The following is a 254-nucleotide window of genomic DNA, read 5'->3' as shown; positions in this document are numbered from 1 at the left end:
GAATACGATATCCAATCAGCAGAAGATATCCAGGATGCGCTGAAAGATCTTCTTGGTGGAACCATCAAAGAGATGATGGAAGCGGAAATGGATGACCACTTGGGATATGAAAAATCACAACGTTCTGATAGCGGTGATTATCGCAATGGTTATAAGCGAAAAAGAGTGAATAGTCGTTATGGTTCTATGGAGATTGAAGTTCCACAAGACAGAAAATCAACTTTTGAACCTCAAGTAGTAAAGAAACGTCAGAA

The 254-nt window shown here is 39.4% G+C and carries 1 protein-coding gene; it reads left to right on the top strand.

From position 1 onward, the window contains the following. The coding region (locus NE668_RS09915; protein WP_256196827.1) for a transposase at positions 1-254 on the top strand (254 nt) is incomplete at both ends.

It is taken from the genome of Veillonella parvula (assembly GCF_024461875.1).
Classification (GTDB): Bacteria; Bacillota; Negativicutes; order Veillonellales; family Veillonellaceae; genus Veillonella; species Veillonella parvula_I.
Note: the sequence above shows the minus strand (reverse complement) of the source record. Positions and strands in the feature narration are given on the sequence as shown.